The sequence below is a fragment of the Granulicella sp. L56 genome, assembly GCF_009765835.1.
GTDB lineage: Bacteria > Acidobacteriota > Terriglobia > Terriglobales > Acidobacteriaceae > Edaphobacter.
This window is the reverse complement of the sequence record NZ_LMUS01000011.1, coordinates 1-16,974: the sequence shown is the minus strand read 5'-3', so window position 1 is coordinate 16,974 and position 16,974 is coordinate 1. Positions and strand designations below refer to the sequence as shown.

Genomic DNA, 16,974 nt, shown 5'->3' with positions numbered 1-16,974 from the left:
CCGGAAGCGGTTTGAGCTGCCCTGCCTTGAGGACGCAACAACCAATAGATAGCGGCGATGTGCGTGATCAGACACGCGCGCAACTCATCATGGCCAGGAGAGTTGATCTCCACACAAAGGCCGAATACATTTGCGCAGACTTGTCTTCTCGACCAAACTTCCCCTTGCAGTCCTGCGGCGGACCATACATTTCCGATACTTTCATATCAGCAGCCGAAGACATTGGGGTCTTATTCGTTTTTCAGGGTGCGTTATGGGTGAAGATAAAGTCCCGAGCTTTCGCAGGCTCATGGCAAGAAAAACAGGTCTTAGGTTCCGCTTCGTTTAGAGGTTTACCGTTTGTGAATTGAGCAAATCCCCACCCTCCTGTTGCGGAGTACTTTTTGGAATCTTTGATCATGAACTGAACGTTAGTGGGAGATCCGGCAACGAAGGATTGCTCATTACCAAACACTTTGTTGTTTTCTTCGGACGGGACGTATTTCCAGGCCAGGCGGGCAATAATTGTGCCATCTGGAAATGGAAGCTTTTCTTCCCGATAAGCCTTGATCGCCACGTCGTTGCCCAAGATGGCACGAATATCGTTGAGATTGCCTGCCTCGTGGGCTACGGAGATCAATTTCCAATCCCGATATCCAGCAGGAATTTTGACCTCGTAGTTCGGAGAGGCCTTTTCGTCGGTGTGCCCAGATACGTGGGGTGTGAATGCCACGAGAATGGCCACGATTACCGCTGCAACTGATAAGAAAGTGATCAGTTTCATAGAAGCATCTCCTTCAATCTTACGCATCATTCCTAGCACCCCGCCGCCGAGTGCTTGTTTCTCGTTGAGAGGTTCCGAAATCTAAATGTATTCACGAACGCAACGCGAGGTGTGTAATTAACACCGAATGCATGACGCGAAATTTCACTAGACAGAGTGTTAATTGACGCTCGCGTTTGACTCTCACCTGGGCAGCTCGACGCCAGACTGCTCACGCACCATGTATTCGGCGTACCAGTCGGGCCAATTCGTATCCGCATGCCCAATTCGCTTCTCATGTTGACCGTGAGCGGCTGCTGCGCGGCGGAGCGCGGTCGCCAAATGGTCCACCGAGGTAAACGCCGTCTCGGCCGGATCGATACGGCCCGGCAATCGGGTGGTGACCTCCTGCAATAGCCAGCCATTGCCGTCTGGGTCGCTAAACGTGACGAAAGAGCTATAGCCGGCGCGATCTGGGGCGACCCCCTCGATGCGACCGGTTGCGCCTACGGGCTCGAATTGAGCACCCGGTGTCCCGGCATGGAAGACGTCGCTGACCTTGGCACCGTGAGCGAACAGTTCGTCCCGCGCAGCTTCGATGTTGGAGACGATCAGGTAGAGGCCTTGGGCTGAACCAGGCGTAGCGGACGTTATCTTCGTGCCGAATTGCAGCGAGCACCCTGAACCGGGCGGCGTGAATTGGACCACCCGAAATCCGTTCTCGAACGGAAAGTCTGCGTCGAGCCTCCACCCAAGGCGCCCGTAGAATTCCTTTGCTCGGTCGACGTCCGAGACTGGAATGACGACCGCCTCTAGTCTTAGACCGATTGTTTCTGATCTCTCGTCGATGCTCGCATTGCTGTCATGACCTTCATACTTACTTCCCATGTTCTTTCTCCTTTAAGCTTAATACGAAACAGTGCCAGTACATGCAATCGCTAGATGTTTAGTGTTGGCCATCGCTCAAAGTTTTTTTGCTCGAATCAGATAATTCCATTCGCAGTTCTTGGTTCCTAGAGAGCAAATGGCAAACCAGTTGTTGCATACTCCTTAATCTGGCTCGGGACTCTTCTAGCGAATCGATCGACGAGTCAGAGGTAGGTTGCTCTTGCGATCTCTCTTTCATGCCGACTTCTCCTTCAACTACAAATTCACAGATTTATCTCTAAGAAGCCTCTTCAAAGGCAGGTTGATATGCAAAGAGACCCGGAAGGCCGCCAGTCATCAAAAACAGAATGGCTTCACCTGGTTTGTAGGTTCCGCTGCGAACGGCCGCTAGAATACCCGCGAACGCTTTACCGGTATAGACCGGATCAAGCAGCAGCCCTTGTGTTCGAGCCATTATTCGCACAGCATCCAACATTGCTGAAGTCGGAATGCCATAACCATCACCGAGTTGATCATCACTTACGTGAATCGCATCTGAGTCGATCAATTTCGTTGGGTCAAGGAGAGCTAGCGCCGCTTTGGCGAGCTCGTAGGTTTTGAATTGTGTTTCCCCGGCGGGATTAAGAACGGCATACGAACTGATCCTCGCAGGATTCATCCCAACCGAAGCAAATCCAGCCGCAAGTCCGGCGTGTGTTCCAGAACTCCCGTTGGGAACGATGATTTGGGTGAAGCCGCCTTCAATTTCCTGCTGCTGCTCCAAGATTTCTACTGCACAATTGGCGTAGCCAAGACATCCGAGCGGAGAGCTACCGCCAGACCCAACCAGATACGGCCGCCGACCTTCGCTCTTCAAAACTTTGACCCGATCCGTCGCAAAATCCAGCGCGTTCTGCGTGCCAGAAAGCAGGTGCATTTTCGCTCCAAAGATTTCGTCAAGGAGTACATTGCCGTTGCGCCGATACGCTTCATCACTCCGTGGTACAACCTGAGTCAGAACGAGTTCGCATGCCATCCCAATGGACGCTGCGGCCGCCGCGCTGAGGCGTGCATGGTTTGACTGCAAGCCGCCGATCGTGATGAAAGTATCAGAGCCTTGCGAAATGGCATCACCCAACAAGAATTCGAGCTTCCGCAGCTTGTTGCCGCCCCCACCGAGACCCATTAGATCGTCTCGCTTCACATAGAGCCGTACTTTGATTTCCAACTCGCGCTCAAGGCGGTGTAATCGCTGAATTGGCGTGGGACTAGCGAAAAGCTTTTTACGGGAGAAGCCCTCGAAAAGGGGAGAATCTGGGGACGTCATGCTTTCCTTCCCTTACTTTAAAATCAATAACCGTTAGCTCCGACGATGATCCTTGGATCAACCGAACGTGAACACAAATACTTCGGTGCCGGCGTCGAGAAATTCGATATCCAACTGCCGGTCAGCGATAGGCTCGGGTTGTCGAATGAGTTGATAGAGTCGCTGTTCAACGATTGTGCCGTTACCCTGAGGATCAACATCGCCTCCGTGAGCAGCGAGCGGCGGCTGTCGATCGATGAGCACGCGGAATCGCACCCATGCTTCTCGGCGCGCCGGTCCCATGACCAGGTGAAGATCACGAGCATGGAACCGATAGGAGATGCCACCATTGATCTTGTTGAGGACAGCACCCTGTCCATGCATTGTCCAATCACCCGAGAGGGCCCATTGATTGAGTTTCAAGTGCGCCGGGGCAGCATAGTTGTGGCTCTTATTTGTCGCCGCCCCGCCGGGTGATGCAAAGCTCTCTGCTCGCTCGTAGCCAACATAGGTTTCCGGAGATCGCAAGCTGTTCCAATCGGCAGGAGCTTCCGTGCCACGCGCGTCGACCGAAGCAAAGCCGCCAGCGACAATCGAATTCCCGTTTTCAGCGAGCAATTGTTGAATGACCAGTTCGGCCCGATCATAGTTGCCTTCACCGAGCTGATGATGGCGAATGCGTCCGGTTGCATCGACGAAGTAAAGCGCTGGCCACGCATCGTTATTGAAGCCGCGCCATATCGCATGATCGTTATCGATTGCGATCGGATAGTCGAGCTTCATGCTCTTTGTGGCCCAGCGGACATCATCGAGGTTCTTTTCAAATTCGAACTCCGGTGCCTGTACACCAACGACTACTAATCCCTGGTTCTTATACTTCGCCGCCCATGCCCTGAGATAAGGAAGTTGACGTAGCGAGTTGATGCACGAGAAGGTCCAGAAGCTAACGAGAACGACCTTCCCGCGCAGGTTTGCTGGGGTCAGTGGCGCCGAGTTCAACCACTCTGTCGCGCCAGCGAGAGAGGGCATCGAACCTTCCGAACTTAGTCGGACCGCCCACTTGTTCGATTGCGCATTGGCGCAACCGGTCAGGCCGAGGTGGGCGGCAACAATCGCCATAATCGAAGACTCCAGGAAGCGACGACGATTCGGACCGATCATTGTCGGAATTTGTGGCTCTGTCGGTAATAGCTTGGACCTCATTATTTAGAACCTCCGTTACCTTTTATGGCGGGCGGAGCACGGCGACCACCAACGCCTACTCACGGCTGGTTTCTCGATAAAATCCGGTCATTCGGACACTTGCGATCACACCATAAACGTTAGGGAGAATCTATGGGACAAAGGTATCAACCTGATGGTTTTATCCCGAGGCGGATACGACCCCAGGAAAAAACCGAGACCAAAGGATGATGGACGCACCCCCCAAAAGAAGCGCATCCTTATCGGATGGGGTACGAGGCGCGAAGTACCGGAAAAGCAGACGATCCAGGATGTGCCACTGGACACGGCACGTCGTCTGTCGGTGAGGCTCGATTTCGCGACATTTTAGATGGAATCCCGGGGCTGGTGATTACAGCGGCCGCGACGGGTGAACTTGAGCTTTTTAATCGTCCGGTTCTGGAATTTTTCGGTAAGACGCCCGATGAGCTACGAAACTGGACGGTAGGTGGCATCGTCTACCCTGATGACCTTCCCCGTCTGGTCGAGGCCTTCACGCTTTCGATGACGACTGGCTGCCCCTACGATCTCGAGTACCGTCTGCGTCGTTTCGACGGCGTCTACCGGTGGTTTCATGGTCGCGCGCTTCCCGTCCGAGACTCGGTGGGCCACATTCTCAACTGGTACTTTCTACTTACCGACGTTGAAGACCGCCGACGAGCGGAAACTCTATTGGCCAGCGAGAGTCGGCTGCTCGAGATGGTTGCGGGCGGTGATTCAATATCGAAGATACTCGACGAGCTTTGCGGGTTTGTCGAAGCCACGGTTACCGGTTCCTACTGCAGCGTTGTATTAGTTGACAGCACGGGAACCCGCCTGGAGCACGGTGCAGCGCCTAGTCTTCCGTCTACCTTCGTTACCGCCATTGAAGGTCGCCCCGTAAACATTGACTCTGGCCCGTGCGCGATGGCAGCGTACCTCAACGAGCAAGTCATCTCCATCGATCTCGCGTTGGAAACGCGCTGGAAAGAATACGAATGGTGTCCCATGGCATTGGCGCATGGATTGCGATCGTGCTGGTCGACCCCCATTTCTTCCACGATCGGAAAGGTTCTCGGCGCATTCGCGATCTATTACAAGGAACCGAGGACACCAACCACCGAAGACCAAGTCTTAATCGCCCAGTTCACTCATATCGCGAGTATCGCCATCGAACGCCAACAGTCACAGATGTCGCTATCAAGGGCACTCGATGAACTTAAGACATCGGAAGGCCGGCTTCGCACAACCATCGATGCTATTCCCGGGCTCGTTTGGAGCGCCGGTTCGGACGGAAACGTAGACTTTTTAAATCAAGCGTGGTGCGACTATACAGGCGTCGGACTGGAGGACGCTGGCGGGTCCGGCTGGGCAAAGACTCTTCACCCGGAGGATGCGGGACGATTGACAGGCTCCTGGGCATCTCTGATGGCGTCTGGGGAGCCTGGCGAATTTGAAGCGAGGTTTCGCCGTTTCGATGGCAGTTGCCGCTGGTTCTTGATTCGAGCCGTTCCGTTACGAGATGAGACTGGCCGAATCATCAGATGGTACGGCTTGAACACGGATATTGAAGATCGCAAACAAGCCGATTCTCTGCTTGCCGGCGAGAAGCGTTTGTTAGAGAGGGTTGCCAGCGGGACCCCATTGGGATCGATTCTCGAAGACCTTTGTCATTTTGTTGAAGCTACTGTCACCAGCAGTTATTGCAGTATTCTGTTGGTCGACCCAACGCGCACTCACCTTCAGCACGCAGCTGGGCCGAGTCTCCCGATCAATTTCAATGCTTCTGTTGATGGCCTTCCACTTGTCGTCACTTCGGGACCCTGTGCGACGGCGGTGTGCCTGAATGAACAGGTGATCGCCGCCGACATTACACTTGATGGACGGTGGGCAGAACATGCATGGTGCCCTATGGCTTTGGCAAACGGACTGAAGGCCTGTTGGTCGACTCCCATATCGTGCACCAATGGAACCGTCATCGGGATCTTCGCTATCTACTACAAAGAACCCAGAACACCCACGCCTCGAGACCAAGCCCTTATCGGCCAGTTCACCCATATTGCAAGCATTGCAGTCGAGCGCGCACAAGGTGAGGCGGCGTTAACGCGCAGCGAAGCGTTCCTTGCGAAAGCTCAGCAACTTAGCCTGACAGGAAGTTTTTCATGGCGAGTGGCGACCGGCGAAATAACCTGGTCGGAGCAGGCCTACCGCATCTTCGCGTTCGATCCGGCGTTGACAGTAACGCTCGAACTCATCGGCTCACGCGTGCACCCTGATGACATCCCACTAATGCGCGATATGGTAGCCCGCGCGCAAGCCGGCCAAGATTTCGAGTACGAGCATCGGCTCCAGATGCAAGACGGCTCGACTAAATACCTCCATATGATCGCTCATAGAATTTTGGACGAAGCGGGCCAAATGGAGTACATCGGCGCTGTCCAGGATGTAACAGAACGCCGGCTCGCGGACCAGGCGCTGAGTAAAGTTCGCTCGGAGCTCGCCCATGTGGCCCGGGTCACAAGCCTAGGAGCCATGACAGCATCCATCGCTCACGAAGTGAACCAGCCGCTGTTTGGCATCGTGAACAACGCTAGCACTTGTCTGCGCATGTTGGCGGCCGATCCTCCCAATATTGAGGGAGCACTCGAGACCGCGCGGCGCACGCTTCGCGATGGAAATCGCGCCTCCGAGGTTATTAAGCGCTTGCGAGCGCTCTTCAGAAAGACGGAGGCCATTAGCGAGCCTGTAGACCTAAGCGAAGCGGCGCGCGAGGTAGTGGCATTGTCGCTGAGCGACCTGCAACGAAATCGCGTCATCTTGCGGTCAGAACTCGCCAGCAATCTCCCGCACGTTATCGGCGATCGCGTCCAACTTCAGCAGGTAATCCTCAACCTTCTGCGGAACGCATCCGACGCCATGAGTTCCGTCACGGATCGGCCTAGACAGCTGATGATTAAAACTGAGGGAGACGAAGGAGATCGTGTGCGTTTGACCGTACAGGATACAGGGGTGGGACTGGATTCTCAGGCTATCGACAAGCTTTTCCAGGCTTTCTACACAACGAAGAGCAGCGGTATGGGAATCGGGCTTTCGATAAGCCGCTCCATTATCGAAAAACATCATGGAAGTCTATGGGCAGCGCCGAATAATGGTCCCGGAGCTACATTTTCCTTTTCAATTCCTCGAGGGCCCGGGGCTGTAACCGGTGTCGACAGTATCGACACCATTCAGACGCCCGTCGCTGCAACAAAAGCGGCGCGCTTCATGGGGAACCCGTAATGGCTATTTCTTCACTCGTATCACTTGTAGATGATGACGAGTCTGTACTTGAGTCACTTCCTGACTTGTTGAAGGAGTTCGGCTTTGCGGTCAAAGCATTCTCATCTGCTGAAGCGTTCCTCGCGTCCGATAGCGTCAGCGCAACGAAATGCCTTATCCTCGATATCACCCTGCCCGGCATGACCGGGCCCGACCTTCAGCGAGAGTTGACCCTCCGGCGGCAAAGAATTCCGATCGTCTTTATTACCGCAGATGAAGATGAGACCATCCGACCGCGCATGCTCGAACAGGGTGCGGTAGACTGCCTTTTCAAGCCCGTGAGTGAAGCCACTCTTCTCAAGGCACTTGACAGGGCCCTCTGCGTAAACTGACTCACGAGTCGAATTTGCTTGACGAGGACTTATGAACCTAGCAACAGTAGTTCCACATGTTTCGAGACCCTTACTTATGCCCCAAACGACACCTACCGTGTTTGTTGTCGACGATGACATCTCGGTACGCGAGTCGTTGGAATCGTTGATTCGTTGCGCGGGTTGGCGTCCCGAGGTGTTCGCGTCCGCAGAGGAGTTCCTTTCCTATCCACGGACCCCGACTCCAAGTTGTCTAGTACTAGACGTAGGTCTTCCTGATCTCAACGGACTCGACTTGCAGAAGCGTATCGCCCTGGACCGCATCGACATACCCATCATCTTCATCACTGGAGCAGGCGATATTCCGATGTCGGTTCAGGCCATGAAAGCGGGCGCCGTCGAGTTTCTAGAAAAGCCAGTGAGCGAAGATGTTCTATTAAGAGTTATCGGGAATGCTATCGAACGAAGCCAAGTTACCCTGGGACACCAAGAAAAAATAAGGGCGATCCGAGATAGTTATGCCTCGCTCACGCGTCGGGAACGGGAGGTTATGGCGCTCGTGGTGACGGGTCGCTTGAACAAACAGATCGGCGGAGAACTCGGCATCAGCGTGATCACCGTCAAGACTCATCGAGGCAATGTTATGCGGAAGATGAAAGCCGATTCTCTAGCAGATTTAGTCAAAATGGCCGTGCGGCTTCGCCTTACGGTTGCTCCAAGGACCTAAAGCTTAAACGCATTGAATTCGTTGGAGCTAGAATTTTTCTTGGTTTTCCCGTTCTTTGACTCCCGTGTTTTACTGCCAGGGTCTTCTCCGGACACGAACAGTTTTAGGAAGGTTCCTTTAGTACGGCGATCACGAGGACGCTGCAAACTGTGCTGATCACTGGCCGACGAGGTCCGACATGCACTCAGTCCCCATAGATTGCGACTCCAGACTGGCTAGCACTTCTGTGCAACCCGAGAGAAGTTGTATCCATCTCGCCGGGTTGCGTAGCGATCGCCAGTTGCACTGGATAGAAGCAGTGTGGGCAAGATGTCAGGTAGGTTGAGCCCTTCGCCCGGCTAACTGGATTGAAAAAAGCCCGCAGACATTCCGGGCAAGATACAGCTACGGCTGACCCGCCACATTCATGAACCGACAGGTTCGGTATCCAAATCGGTACCGAAGCTCGCAATGATTCACGTGAGTCTCTGTCCTCGATCGACCACAAGATCTCAAATAATCGAACTGCCCCGTTTGAACCTTTTGCATAAAAAGCATCTGCCGCGATACCTGGAGGAACGAACACGCCGGCGTACGCTCCACTCATGGCGATGACTGCGATTGCTGGGAATCGCCGTCGCACGACCGACAGGAGTTCGAACCCTGACATGCCGGGCATATCGAGATCTGAGAGGAGAATTCCCGGAATTCGATCTCTCAACAGCGCTAGAGTCGCGAAACCATCTGAGGCTGTACGAACGGTGTAGTCCCGTCTTTTGAATATCTCTGAAAGCCCATAAAGGATTGCCGGATTGTCATCTACAAGGACAATATCGTTCATCTCTTTCCGCATCGTTTCTCCTAGCTTTGATGGGCCGACACGTATCGCCCGGCAGGAGAACTCAGGGATAACTTCGGTATCAGATTTTGTCGCGCTGCCTCGTAGGTCTCCCAATCAGCGACGTCCGGCAGTGAGGGGATGGTGATTATCTCGCCCAATTCGAAGCCGGCAATTGCGGCTTCGACCATATCGTCGGCATTCATCACAACTTCTGCTGGGAGTCCATCGAGTGGAGTCGCAGAGAGCTCCCAGAAGTCGGTCGCGGTCGCACCTGGCACGACTGTCTGAATGCGGATTCCGCGCCCGCTGAACTCCTTGTGGAGTGAAAGGCCAAAGGCCAGAACGAAAGCCTTGGTGCCCCCATAGACGCCGTTAAGTAATTCAGGGGCAATACCCAGTGCCGAAGAGATATTGATAACCGCTCCTTTGGCCCTCTCCACAAATGCTGGCATGACGGCATAGGTAAGCCTCACAAGAGCGGTAACATTGAGTTCGATCATCTGATCAATCTTGTCGATATCTGCAGCCAGGAACGGTGTTGGCACACCTACGCCTGCATTGTTGACTAGAAGGGTGATGCTTGCGTCCGTCCGTAAACGGTCCTCGACATGAACGAGATCCGCTCGGTTGCCCAGGTCCGCCACAATGATCTCAGCAGAGCGGCCGGTATCCTCGCTGACGCGCTTTGCTACCGCGCTAAGGCGCTCTCGATTGCGAGCGACGAGGATCAGATCGTATCCCCAGCTCGCTAACTGATCGGCGTAGATAGCCCCTATGCCGGAAGAAGCTCCCGTAATCACCGCAGTGCCTTTTGAGCTTGAATTGATGAGGGCCTTACTCAAGAAGCGACCGCGCTCCTTATTGACTATTGAGGACATCGTCTTTCTCCTATGTGGTTTGAATCGATTTCATTGTGATGACGCGGGAGTGCCTGTGCACGCGACATGCACTCCCGCCGTAGGCTCAACCGCGTAGTGAACGGAACGCTGCTCGCATTTCTTGGGAAAAGAGCTCTGGCTGCTCCCATGCCGCGAAATGCCCACCCTTCGCGGGTCGGTTGTAATAGATCAGTTTGGAATACGCTTTCTCCGTCCAACTCTTCGGGGCCTGATAAATCTCGTCCGGGAAGGCGCTTACGGCAACCGGGATGGAGACGCCCCTCGGATCGAAGAAGCCGCCTTTATACTCCCAATAAAGACGAGCCGACGAGACCGCTGTGTTGGTCAACCAGTACAGCGTGATATTTTCGAGAACGTCATCTCGTGTCAGACCCTCCGTCTGTCCGTCGAAAACACGCGCGATGAGTGCCTGGCTACTGGCGTCGTGATCGAGTATCCAGGCGGCCAGTCCGATAGGTGAATCCTCAAGGGCGTAGAGCGTTTGCGGACGACCGGACATCTCTTGCGCATATCCAAGACCGTGCTTATAGAAAAAGTCGAGCTGCTCCCAAGCGCGATCCTCGTCGGCTGAAAGTGCGTATGGCGGCGGTTGCCTTAACTGGAGTGCCTGCTCAATATCTGCAGGAACCGTACCCGGCATATTGGTGTGAATTCCAATCAATTCCGGAGGCAATTGTAGAGCCATCAGCTCCGTAACAGAGTTCCCCCAGTCGCCTCCTTGCGCTACAAATCGCGTGTACCCGAGGCGTTTCATCAGCACAGTCCAGGCGCTAGCAATGCGCTTCGGATCCCAGCCAGTTGTAGTCGGTTTTGCCGAAAACCCATAACCCGGCAGTGAAGGAATGACTACGTCAAAAGCGTCTTCTGCAGTGCCACCAAATGCCGTGGGATCGGTAAGTGGGCCGATAATCTTTAGCTGCTCAATGATCGATCCGGGCCAACCATGGGTGATGATGATCGGCAATGCGTTCGCATGCTTCGACCGGACATGAATGAAATGGATATCGAGCCCGTCGATGGTCGTCACGAATTGCGGAAGGACGTTCAGCCTCGCTTCAACTTTCCGCCAGTCATAATCCTTTTCCCAATATTTCGCGAGTTTCCGCATCGTCGCGAGTTGAACGCCTTGCGTTACATCGCTTACTGTCTCCTTCTCCGGCCACCGCGTCGCAACGATGCGCCTGCGCAAATCTGCTAGGTCTGCTTGCGGAACGTTGATACGGTAGGGGCGGATGGATGAGTCTTCATTCGCGCTACTCGATCCCTTGTTCTCCGGTTGGCTGCTTGCAGCGCGAGCGTCGGTCGGTTCGGCGAGTCCGAGAAGACCGATTGCACCTGCGGCTGCTGAAATGGCGAGAAAACTTCGCCGAGTCGATACGATTGTTTCGAATTCTGTCATGATCTTTTCTCCTTGAGAACCGCCGTTACACGCATCCGCTAAATCAGATCCGTTACACAGCTGTGATCACAACAGAACGGTTGGGGCGAATCTATGGGTCAAAGGTATTGATTGATACCTTGGCATGAGTTCCTGCGAGAGACTCAGCGAGCAACTACGCCAGATGACACTGAACGCGTTTCCTTGTCTGAAAGCCGAAACTCTATTTCGCTTCTCTGACATCCATTCATCTGCATAAAAGAACTTGGATTCATATTGCTTCGTGACATGGCTTATGTGAAGACGACGAGTTTCCGCTAAACCATCCCGCTCAGGGCCGGCCTATGCTCGTCGAGTGCGCAGCAGAAAGACATTCACACCTTCCTCCATTATTCTGCTGTGCTGCGTCAGGAATGCATCTCCTTACAACGGCGACATCTCCGACTCGGCAGTTCGCTTCGCTTGTCGCACCAATTCAGGTCCTTCGTGTTGACTGATCCGAAGGTATTGATCAATACCCTTGTCTAGTAGATTCACCGTCAAGGTTCTGGTGTGATCGCAACTGTGCAAAGAGCTTCAAACGAAGGGACGCGTGAAACTACAGAAAGAAAAGTGCGCGCGCACATTCCATGCACGTTGTGATGTGGAACCCCGTCATGAATACTGCGGGATGTCTGCCGAAGTACGGGGGCTGCGAAGGCGAGATCGCATACCAGTGTTGTCACAACAAATGCCCCTAACAGCTTGGAAAAAGAGGGTTCCTGCGGAGCTATCCAAGGCAGGAACGTTGATACACGATTCACTATCTGAACGACATAAGGAGAAGAACATGAACACACTGCGAAGGATGACCTTTCTCATCGGAATCGCATTTCTGGTTGCGACGACTTCACTCGCACAGCAGCAAAAACGCCCTCCCATGAGCGGGCCCGAAGCGGCTGATGACATCGCAATCCGTCCGTTTCATATCAACATTCCGGAGGAGCAAATCGTTGATCTCCGCCAACGCTTGGCGGCGACGCGCTGGCCTGACAAAGAGACGGTCAATAACGAATCCCAGGGTATTCGGTTGGCAGAGATGCAGGCGCTGGTGCGCTACTGGGGCGACGGCTACAATCTGCGCAGCGTTGAGACGAAGTTGAACATACTGCCGGAGTTCATCACTACAATCGATGGCGTGGATATTCAGTTCATTCATGTACGTTCGCATGAACCGAATGCGCTTCCTCTTATCCTTACCCACGGCTGGCCCGGCTCACCCCTGGAATTTCTGAAGGTGATAGGCCCGCTTACCGATCCCGTTGCCTACGGAGGGCGCGCGGAAGACGCCTTCGATGTCGTGATCCCCGCTATTCCAGGCTATGGTTTCTCAGGCAGGCCGACGGATCTCGGCTGGAATCCCGACCGCGTTGCGCGGGCATGGGACGTGCTCATGAAACGTTTGGGATACACCCGTTACGTGTCGGAGGGTGGCGATCACGGCTCGGTCATTTCCGACGCGCTGGCGCGCCAAGCCCCCGCCGGATTGCTGGGCATTCATCTCACAATGCCGGCCACGATTCCACCGAGTCTTGTGAAAGGTATCAACGCCGGCGACCCGGCACCCCTTGAACTGACCGCCCCGGAACTGAGGGCGTACCACGCCCTCAGCACCTTCTTCGGAAGAAATGCGGCGTACGGCGGGATGATGGTGACGCGTCCACAGACCATCGGCTACTCGCTCGCCGATTCGCCTAGCGGTTTGGCGGCTTGGACGTACGAGAAGATCGCCGAGTGGTCCGGAAGCGATGGCCACCCGGAAAACGTGATCGGTCGCGACGAAATACTCGACGACATGACTCTGTACTGGGTCACCAATACCGGCGCCTCTTCCTCTCGATTTTACTGGGAAAATAACAACAACAATTTCAGCGCCGCCGCACAGAAGACGAATGAGATCAAAGTGCCGGTGGCCATCACCGTGTTTCCGCACGAGATTTATCGAGCTCCGGAAAGCTGGTCGCGGCAGGCCTATCCGTCCTTGTACTACTTCCATGAAGTCGACAAGGGCGGCCATTTTGCCGCTTGGGAGCAGCCAGAACTCTTCAGTGCAGAGATCAGAGTAGCATTCAAATCACTGCGTTAGTTCGAATGGCTCCTCGCCGATCTAGCCCAGCGTGGGAGCAGCGCCAGCAGGCTCTGCTCCCCGCCGCTGCCGCAGTTTCGGCCGTCTGGGATGCCATCAAACCACAAACGCCATCGCCACGGAAGCGGGAGTATCTCCGTTTACCCCTTACCAGTTTTTCTCCAATAAAGATCCCATCGCGACTGCACTCGCCTCGATGTACGCGCGTGAAGTGGCTGAGGCAGAACGCGCAATCGGTTCCGGATGCTCGTTTAGTTTCACAGAAGCTGTCGGCGAACTGATCGAGGTGTGCACGAGTTTTCAACCGGAAGCGTCCCGAGTTTCACACCCTCGTGCTCGACGCACCGCTCTCATCTTCCGCGCGCGAAGATAAGCAGGTTCTTGGACAGGTTTTCGTCGACTTCATCGAGGTACGGCTCCGACGTGCGCTACCTAAACAAAGAACAAACCCTTGATACCAGTGACCTGCTCATAGAAAACGCGCTTGTCGTCAGCTGTGATCTAAATGAGTGCATAATCCCCGAGTCACTCATTTAGCCGTGATCGGTGAGCGGAAATCGGATTCTGCCAGGGAAGTTCTTCGGCTGAGATGAGCAATTCGTCTGCTTTCATGATCCCGCTGCGCTCCCTCTGAAAAGAGAAATATCCCCTCTGGACACCCCTAAAGAGAAAAGAAAAGCCTAGACAAGCGAGAGAGAATCTCTGCGGGCCTGTGTCCTGCCCGCAACGCCGCCCCTGAGATTCGGCGCACGTTCCGCTCGCAATAAGGAAGCCAAACCTCGCTAAGGGGCTCTGCCCCGATCGCGCGGCGACAAGGGGCTTCCCCAATCTTCCGCGCTTCGCTTGTGCAGACCTCCGCTACGCTCCGCCCTTTCCGTCCCGCCTCCGGCTCCTTCTCCAAGGGTGGGGAGACCCCTCCCCTTGCGCCTTGCTACCCCCGCCTTCGCCAGGAGGCGTTCGGCATCTACATGCCGCGTTTCAACGCGGAAAGTGCAGCAGCCAAAACCAAGGAGAAGCCACCATGACCACCACAGCCCCCACCACCATCGACAGTAAGAAGCCCAACACGAAACAGGAACTCATCGCCGCCAACATCAAGCTCTTGATTGAGCAGTTGGAGGCAGGACACTCCGACGCTCTTACCAACTACCTCACCGCCATGAGCCGCTTCCACAACTACAGCTTTGGGAACGTGCTGGAGATTGCGCGGCAGATGCCCACCGCAACCCGCGTTGCCGGGTTTTGGACGTGGAAGAACTTGGGTCGCTCCGTCAATGCTGGAGCCAAGGGGATACGCATCCTCGCCCCGATTGTCGGAGTGAGGCGCAAGAAGGACAGCGAAGCCGAGAAGGACATTACTCAGCAAAATACCCGCGCCCTTTTGGGCTTTCGCAATGCCTACGTCTTCGATATCTCCCAGACCGACGGAGTAGACCTCCCCGAGATGCGCGAAATCTCAGGCGACCCCGGGGAGAGCATCGACCGTCTTGCCGCCTTTCTCAAGAACCAAGGCATTCAGCTTGTTTACAACGAGAAGATTGCCCCCGCTTTGGGGATGAGTTACGGAGGCCGCATTGCCATCCTCCCCGGCCAGCCCAAGGCCGAGGAGTTCTCCACGCTGGTGCACGAAACAGCGCACGAGATGCTGCACAAGGCGGAACGCCGGACGGCAACCACCAAAACCGTGCGGGAAACAGAGGCCGAGGCCGTCGCTTTCGTCGTGGGGAAGGCTGTTGGCCTTGTCACCGGCACGGCGTCGGCGGATTACATCCAGCTTTATCACGGCAACGCCTCGCTCCTCGCCGAGAGCTTGGAAGTCATTCAACAGACCGCCAGCGTAATCCTCGCCGCACTGGAGCCAGCCGCAGAGCAGGACGAAGTTGCGGAACCGACCACGGAAGAGAAGCCGGAATTTGCGGAGGTGGCGTAATGCAGACCATCCTCGAAATTCTCAGGAAGGCCGGAGGGTGGCACCACGGCCTTTACCTCAAGATCGACAACCCGCCTTTTATGGAGTTGGTCATCGAGGCGACCGACGAGTCAGGCCCGTGCGGCTTGCCTGTTGTTTCCGTGGCGCACTACGGGCTGCAGAACGGCGACCCCATGCGCGACCCGGAGATGTGCTTCGAGCTTGGACTCGCAGGAGGGGCGCACCTGAACCCCTTCTACTGGCGGAACGATTACGTCGCGGTGGAGCAGGGGAGCCGCAACATCATCCGCGATCGGTACGTGTTCCTTGTCGCTCTCCATGAGCAGCATGAACATTTTGCGCGAACGTGGGATGCCAACCTCAGAGCGCAAGGCTATCTCACCGCCTTCTCGGACAAGTGCATTCTCGGCTAGTCCGCTCCCCTGGAACGGGCAGTCCGACCGCGCCGCTCTGTGACTTTCCACGCCCAACCACGCTCGAAAGGAGCCTCGTATCATGGAAACCACCGTTATCAACGCTACCGAGTATCGCAATGTCTCGCTTTCCTTACTGAGTGAATCGAAAACCAACCCGCGCCGCATCTTTGAGGACGCCGCCCTTAAGGAACTCTCCGAAAGTATTCGCACCCAGGGCGTTCTCTCACCGTTGCTGGTTCGCCCCCTTACCGAGAATGGCTTCGAGATCGTCGCAGGGGAGCGGCGGTATCGGGCAGCACGGATGGCCGAGGCGGAAACGGTGCCAATCCGCATCGTCAACATGAACGACGCACAAGCCTTAGAAGCGCAGTTGGTCGAAAACCTGATTCGCGCCGACGTTCACCCGATGGAAGAAGCACAGGGATTTAAGGCGTTGCTGGATTTGGATGACCCGACCTACTCGATTGAGCAGATCGCCGCGAAGACCGGGAAACAACCCGCGTTCGTTGCCGCCCGGCTCAAATTGATCGACCTCGTTCCGGCTGCGGTCGAAGCGTTCTATCGCGACGAAATCGGAGTCGGGCATGCTCTCTTGCTGGCTAAGTTGCCAGCCGACCAGCAGGAACAGGCGCTCTCGGCTTGTTTCCGTGAAGACTGGGGTGCATCGAACGACCGCAAGGCGAAGCGGATTTTGCTCCCGGTACGAAGCTTGCAGTTTTGGATTGAGCAAAACGTATTGCTCTTCCTCAAAGATGCCCCGTTCGATAAGCGTGACGAGCATCTCGTGGCCATCGCGGGTAGTTGCGTCGATTGCCCAAAACGGACAGGCCATAACAAGCTACTGTTTTCCGACCTCGGCAAACAGGATGCTTGTAAGTTATGTGGAATCAGGGCAACCGCAAGTGTTTTCCGTTGGCTCGCCGCCGCTCCGCTCC

The 16,974-nt window shown here is 55.1% G+C and carries 14 protein-coding genes; 7 read left to right on the top strand and 7 right to left on the bottom strand.

Annotation, left to right across the window (positions count from 1 at the left end; translation table 11 throughout):
* Nucleotides 1-241: 241 nt before the first annotated feature.
* From GSQ81_RS19630 to GSQ81_RS19615, 4 genes are all read right to left on the bottom strand, one after another.
* Nucleotides 242-763 carry a cytochrome P460 family protein gene (locus GSQ81_RS19630; RefSeq protein ID WP_158912510.1) on the bottom strand — a complete coding sequence of 174 codons (522 nt, stop codon included), beginning with the start codon at nucleotides 761-763 and terminating at the stop codon, nucleotides 242-244.
* 183 nt (nucleotides 764-946) lie between these two features.
* Complete coding sequence (locus tag GSQ81_RS19625; protein WP_158912509.1) at nucleotides 947-1,630, bottom strand: VOC family protein; 684 nt, start codon at nucleotides 1,628-1,630, stop codon at nucleotides 947-949.
* Nucleotides 1,631-1,907: 277 nt separating this feature from the next.
* Nucleotides 1,908-2,936 carry a D-cysteine desulfhydrase family protein gene (locus GSQ81_RS19620; protein WP_158912508.1) on the bottom strand — a complete coding sequence of 343 codons (1,029 nt, stop codon included), beginning with the start codon at nucleotides 2,934-2,936 and terminating at the stop codon, nucleotides 1,908-1,910.
* 57 nt (nucleotides 2,937-2,993) lie between these two features.
* On the bottom strand, nucleotides 2,994-4,034 hold the full coding sequence (locus GSQ81_RS19615) for a redoxin domain-containing protein (RefSeq protein ID WP_216846519.1): 1,041 nt from the start codon (nucleotides 4,032-4,034) through the stop codon (nucleotides 2,994-2,996).
* 330 nt (nucleotides 4,035-4,364) lie between these two features.
* Between GSQ81_RS19615 and GSQ81_RS19610 the strand changes: the two genes are divergently transcribed.
* From GSQ81_RS19610 to GSQ81_RS19600, 3 genes are all read left to right on the top strand, one after another.
* Nucleotides 4,365-7,394, top strand: coding sequence for a PAS domain-containing protein (locus GSQ81_RS19610; protein WP_158912506.1), 3,030 nt, complete (start codon nucleotides 4,365-4,367; stop codon nucleotides 7,392-7,394).
* On the top strand, nucleotides 7,394-7,765 hold the full coding sequence (locus GSQ81_RS19605; RefSeq protein WP_158912505.1) for a response regulator: 372 nt from the start codon (nucleotides 7,394-7,396) through the stop codon (nucleotides 7,763-7,765). The genes GSQ81_RS19610 and GSQ81_RS19605 overlap by 1 nt, the downstream gene beginning before the upstream one ends.
* A 76-nt stretch (nucleotides 7,766-7,841) precedes the next feature.
* A complete protein-coding gene (locus GSQ81_RS19600) occupies nucleotides 7,842-8,471 on the top strand; it encodes a response regulator transcription factor (protein ID WP_158912504.1) in 630 nt (209 codons plus the stop codon).
* 184 nt (nucleotides 8,472-8,655) lie between these two features.
* Here the strand turns inward: GSQ81_RS19600 and GSQ81_RS19595 are convergent, their stop codons facing one another.
* From GSQ81_RS19595 to GSQ81_RS19585, 3 genes are all read right to left on the bottom strand, one after another.
* A complete protein-coding gene (locus GSQ81_RS19595; protein WP_158912503.1) occupies nucleotides 8,656-9,303 on the bottom strand; it encodes a response regulator in 648 nt (215 codons plus the stop codon).
* A gap of 8 nt (nucleotides 9,304-9,311) precedes the next feature.
* Entirely contained in the window at nucleotides 9,312-10,169 is an 858-nt protein-coding gene (locus tag GSQ81_RS19590; protein ID WP_216846518.1) for an SDR family oxidoreductase, read from the bottom strand.
* Nucleotides 10,170-10,254: 85 nt separating this feature from the next.
* Nucleotides 10,255-11,589: an epoxide hydrolase family protein gene (locus tag GSQ81_RS19585; RefSeq protein WP_158912502.1), complete on the bottom strand. Its 1,335-nt coding sequence runs from the start codon at nucleotides 11,587-11,589 to the stop codon at nucleotides 10,255-10,257.
* An 808-nt stretch (nucleotides 11,590-12,397) separates the two neighbouring features.
* Here GSQ81_RS19585 and GSQ81_RS19580 point away from each other — a divergent pair.
* The 4 genes from GSQ81_RS19580 to GSQ81_RS19560 form a co-directional block, all read left to right on the top strand.
* A complete protein-coding gene (locus tag GSQ81_RS19580; RefSeq protein ID WP_216846517.1) occupies nucleotides 12,398-13,693 on the top strand; it encodes an epoxide hydrolase family protein in 1,296 nt (431 codons plus the stop codon).
* 1,021 nt (nucleotides 13,694-14,714) lie between these two features.
* Nucleotides 14,715-15,623 (top strand): ArdC family protein, encoded by a 909-nt coding sequence (locus tag GSQ81_RS19570; protein ID WP_158912500.1) that lies wholly within the window; start codon nucleotides 14,715-14,717, stop codon nucleotides 15,621-15,623.
* Nucleotides 15,623-16,036: a hypothetical protein gene (locus GSQ81_RS19565; RefSeq protein WP_158912499.1), complete on the top strand. Its 414-nt coding sequence runs from the start codon at nucleotides 15,623-15,625 to the stop codon at nucleotides 16,034-16,036. Before GSQ81_RS19570 ends, GSQ81_RS19565 begins: the two co-directional genes overlap by 1 nt.
* 82 nt (nucleotides 16,037-16,118) lie before the next feature.
* Nucleotides 16,119-16,974 (top strand): ParB/RepB/Spo0J family partition protein (locus GSQ81_RS19560; protein WP_158912498.1); only part of this gene is annotated, 856 nt, incomplete at its 3' end.